The sequence below is a fragment of the Streptomyces tricolor genome (assembly GCF_002155905.1).
Lineage (GTDB): Bacteria > Actinomycetota > Actinomycetes > Streptomycetales > Streptomycetaceae > Streptomyces > Streptomyces tricolor.
Window position 1 is genome coordinate 1 of sequence record NZ_MUMF01000984.1, and the last position, 4,523, is coordinate 4,523.

General features: G+C 71.5%; 5 protein-coding genes. All 5 read left to right on the forward strand.

From position 1 onward, the window contains the following. The coding region (locus tag CCN44_RS42110) for a beta-xylosidase family glycoside hydrolase (protein WP_462509675.1) at positions 1-378 on the forward strand (378 nt) is incomplete at its 5' end. Between the two features lie 28 nt (positions 379-406). Further along, a complete protein-coding gene (locus tag CCN44_RS42115) occupies positions 407-979 on the forward strand; it encodes a hypothetical protein (protein ID WP_308406398.1) in 573 nt (190 codons plus the stop codon). Next, complete coding sequence (locus CCN44_RS42120) at positions 885-2,225, forward strand: ABC transporter substrate-binding protein (protein ID WP_086704548.1); 1,341 nt, start codon at positions 885-887, stop codon at positions 2,223-2,225. The genes CCN44_RS42115 and CCN44_RS42120 overlap by 95 nt, the downstream gene beginning before the upstream one ends. A 101-nt stretch (positions 2,226-2,326) precedes the next feature. Then, positions 2,327-3,106 (forward strand): rhamnogalacturonan acetylesterase, encoded by a 780-nt coding sequence (locus CCN44_RS42125; RefSeq protein ID WP_059254893.1) that lies wholly within the window; start codon positions 2,327-2,329, stop codon positions 3,104-3,106. Positions 3,107-3,132: 26 nt separating this feature from the next. Further along, positions 3,133-4,479, forward strand: a complete 1,347-nt coding sequence (locus CCN44_RS42130; RefSeq protein ID WP_086704552.1) for a pectate lyase family protein — start codon at positions 3,133-3,135, stop codon at positions 4,477-4,479. Positions 4,480-4,523 lie beyond the last annotated feature (44 nt).

A 4,523-nucleotide genomic window follows, 5' to 3' on the forward strand; every position in this document is an offset into this window, starting at 1 on the left:
GGCACCGAGCCGGGCGCGCGGGCCGGACTCGTGGTGCTCGGGGACGCCTTCGCGTGGATCGGACTGGAGCGCGGGACCGACGGGACGGTCCGGCTCGTGCACCGGTTCGCGGAGGCGGTCGCCGAGCACGAGCGGGACGCCGGGGTGCCGTGCCCGGCGCCCGAGGGCCGGGCACGGCTGCGGATCGAGATCGGGGCCGGGGCCCGCTGCCGGTTCCGGTACGACGTCGGGGACGGCCCGCGCCGCTCCGGGCCCGTCTTCGCGGCCACGCCCTGGCGCTGGGTCGGCGCCCTGCTCGGCCTGTTCGCCGTTGCCCCCGAGGGACCGGGGTCCGCGGGGACGGCGACGTTCACCCGCTTCCGCATCACGCCCCTGTAGCCCCGAAGAAGCCGTGTGGGGAGCCGCCATGCCGCACATCCCTAGCAAGCGCTTGCCCCGGCCGGGTGCCGTCCTGGCCGCCGTCACCGCCCTGATCGCCACGCTCGCACCGGGCCCGGCCGGCCGGGCGACGGCCGCCGCCCCGTCGGCCACGGTCCCGTGGAGCGACCGGCCGCACGGCTTCGCCTCGCTGGCCGGCGGCACCACCGGCGGTGCGGGCGGCCCGGTCGTCACCGTCACCGACCACTACGCGCACCTCTACGACAACTACCAGGCCGACGCCGCCGAGCTGGTGCAGCGCGGGTCGACCCTGCGGAACACCACCGGACGGGCGGACGAGCGGGGCACCGCCTTCGACCCCCAGGACTTGTACGACTACCGGCTGGACCCGCCGCCGCCGTCCCCGCCCCGGTCACGCGCTTCTCCGGTCCGCAGCCGCGGATCGGCCGCTGAGCCCTCCCCCCACAGCCGCACATCCCGTTGGATCCAGAAGAAGAGAGCCGACCATGACAAGCAGCATCCGCATCCGCAGAGGCAGGCGCGCCGCCCTGGCCGTCGCCCTGGGCTCCGTCCTCGCGCTGACCGCCACCGCCTGCGGTGACGACGGCAGCGGCAGCGCGGGGGAGAAGGGGGAGGAGGGCTCCGGCAAGGGCACGATCACGTTCTGGGACAACAACGGCGGCGTCCGCACCGACGTCTGGAAGCAGATCATCGCCGACTTCGAGAACTCGCACCCCGACATCAAGGTGAAGTACGTCGGCGTGCCCGCCGCGAGCGTGCAGTCCAAGTACGACACCGCCATCCAGGGCGGCGGGCTGCCGGACGTCGGCGGCGTGGGTACGGCGATGCTCGCCGAGGTCGCCGCGCAGGGCGCGCTGGAGCCGCTGGACGACCGGATCTCCGGCAGCCCGCTGAACGGCAAGCTCAACACCAAGTTCCTGGAGAGCGTCAAGGCCGCCGGCGGTGACGGCAGGACGTACACCGTGCCGACCTCCGCGAACAACGGCACGCTGTGGTACCGGACCGATCTGTTCGGCGCGGCGAAGCTGGACCCGCCGACCACCTGGACGAAGTTCTACAAGGCCGCCGACAAGCTCACCGACAAGGGAAAGAACGCCTTCGGATACACCATCCGCGGCGGCGAGGGCTCCATCGCCCAGGCACTGGACGCCATGTACGGGCAGAGCGGGATCACCTCTTTCTGGAACGGTGACAGGACCACCGTCAACGACCCGAAGAACGTCGCCGCGCTGGAGAAGTACGTCGGCCTGTACAAGAAGGACACCCCGTCCGCCGACGTGAACAACGACTTCACCAAGATGGTCGCGCAGTGGGACTCCGGAACGATCGGGATGCTCAGCCACAACCTGGGGTCCTACACCGACCACGAGAAGGCGCTGAAGGGCAAGTTCAGGGGCATCCCCAACCCCACCCTGGACGACGGGACCCGGGTGCAGGTGTCCAATCCGGTCGACGGGCTCGGGCTGTTCAAGTCCAGCAGGAACAAGGCCGCCGCCTGGAAGTTCATCGAGTTCGCCGCCTCGCACGCGTCCAACAGCAAGTGGAACCGGGTCGCGGGGCAGGTGCCGGCGAACACCGAGGCCGCGCGGGACGCATGGGTGCAGGAGTCCGAGCCGACCAAGCTCGCCGCCGAGGCGCTGAGCGGATCCAGCACGAAGATCGTGCAGTTGCCGTACTACCTTCCGGACTGGAACACCATCTCCAAGGCCGACAACGAGCCGAACTTCCAGAAGGTACTGCTCGGAAAGCTGAGCGCGAAGGAATTCCTGGACCTGATGGCCGACCAGCTGAACCAGGCGCACGCGGACTGGAAGAAGAACCACTGACAGCCCGGGTGGTTGCGGTGGCGGGGGCTGCGGGTCCGTCGTGGCCGGTCGCGCAGTCCCCGCGTCCCTGGACGGTTCCCCGTGTGCGAAAGGCGCTGTTCGTGTCCCTTACCCGTAGACAGGTCTCCTCGGCAGCGCTCGCCGCTGTCCCCCTTGTCCGGAAGTCCCGCCGGGAATCCCGCACCCTCTACATCGCGGGTGATTCGACGGCCGCCCAGAAATACGCCGACGCCGCTCCCGAGACCGGGTGGGGGATGGCGCTGCCCTTCTTCCTCCGGAAGGCGGTGAGGGTCGCCAACCACGCGGTGAACGGACGGAGTTCGAAGAGCTTCGTCGACGAAGGGCGGCTCGACACGATCCTCGCCGAGATCCGGCGCGGGGATCTGCTGCTGATCCAGTTCGCGCACAACGACGAGAAGGCCACCGATCCCGCCCGGTACACCGAGCCGTGGACGACGTACCAGGAGTATCTGCGGCTCTGCGTCGAGGGCGCGCGGGCACGGGGCGCCCGGCCCGTCCTGGCCACCCCCGTGGAGCGGCGCAGATTCGACGCCGACGGCGACGCCCGGCCCACCCACGGCGACTACCCGGCGGCCATGCGGGCGCTGGCCGCGAAGGAGGGAGTCGCGCTGCTCGACATCGAGGCGCTGTCGCTCGCGCTGTGGCAGCGGCTCGGGGCGGAGGAGACGAAGAGCTACTTCAACTGGACCGCCACCGAGCAGGACAACACGCACTTCAATCCGCCGGGCGCCGTCGCCGTGGCCCGGCTCGTGGCGCAGGAACTGCTGCGCACCCGGGTGCTGGCCCGGTCCGCCGTCGTACGGCTGGACGAGGACGTCCCGGCGTCCTGGATCACCTGGCCGCCCGCACCCGCATCCTGACCTTCGTCATCGAGGAGACCCGCACAGTGCGTACACAGAGATGTCATGGCCGTGTCATAGCAGTGGCGGCCGGTTGCACGGCCCTCGTCCTCGCCGTCACCGGTACCGCCTCCGGCTCCGCTTCCGCTTCCGCTTCCGCTTCCGCGCAGTCCGGTGCCCGCGCCGGCCTCGACCGGCAGGTGCTGCCCGCCCGGGACGGCTGGGCGGCGTACGGCACCGGGACGACCGGCGGGGCCGCCGCCGACGCCGCGCACGTGTACACCGTCACCACCTGGGAGCAGTTCAAGGCCGCCCTCGCGGACGGCGGCAGCGCGCCCCGGATCGTCCGGGTGAAGGGCATGATCGACGCCGACGGGCCGAGCTGCGCCTCCTTCGCCGTGCCCGGGTACGACTTCGCCGCCTACCTGAAGACCTACGACCCGGCGGTGTGGGGCCGTACCGAGAACCTCGACGCCGAGCCCGACGACAGCCCCGAGGGGCTGCGCCGCGCCTCCGCCGCGCGCCAGGCCGCCTTCGTCAAGGCCGCCGTCCCGGCCGACACGACCATCGTCGGCGTCGGCCGCGACGCCGGCTTCCAGGGCGCCAGCCTCCAGATCAAGGGCGTCGACAACGTCATCGTCCGCAACCTGACCTTCGAGAGCCCCCTCGACTGCTTCCCGCAGTGGGACCCGACCGACACCGCCGACGGCAACTGGAACTCCGAGTACGACAGCGCCGTCGTCCACGGCTCGACCCACGTGTGGCTGGACCACAACACCTTCACCGACGGCGAGCACCCGGACAGCACCCTGCCGACGTACTACGGCCGGCTCTACCAGCAGCACGACGGCGAGCTGGACATCGTCAAGGGCGCCGACTACGTCACCGCCTCCTGGAACGTCTTCGAGGACCACGACAAGACGATCCTCATCGGCAACAGCGACAGCGCGTCCACGGCCGCCGTCGACCGCGGGCATCTGAAGGCCACCTTCCACCACAACCTGTTCCGGAACCTGGTCGAGCGCGCCCCGCGGATCCGCTTCGGGCAGGTGGACTCGTACAACAACCACGTCGTCGCCGGCGCCGGCCACTCCTACACCTACGGCATCGGCATGGAGTCGCAGCTGGTCGCCGAGCACAACGCGTTCACCCTGCCGGACGGCGTCCCGGCGGGCACGATCCTGAAGAAGTGGAAGGACGCGCCGGTCACCGCCGCCGACAACCACGTCAACGGCAGGCCGACGGACCTCATCGCCGTGCACAACGCGGAGGTGCCCGGCGAGATCCTCCGCTCCGGGGCCGGCTGGACGCCGGTGCTGCGGACCCGGGTGGACCGGCCGCAGGCCGTCCCCGGCCTCGTCGGCCACCGCGCGGGCGCCGGACGCCTGCGCTGACCCCCCAGCGGCCGGGGCGCGCGCCGCCCCGGCCGCCCCGCCCG

Excerpts from the sequence above, each read along its gene's own strand:
- CCN44_RS42115 (WP_308406398.1), top strand. The coding sequence starts at position 407 with ATGCCGCACATCCCTAGCAAGCGCTTGCCCCGGCCGGGTGCCGTCCTG.
- CCN44_RS42120 (WP_086704548.1), top strand. The coding sequence starts at position 885 with ATGACAAGCAGCATCCGCATCCGCAGAGGCAGGCGCGCCGCCCTGGCC.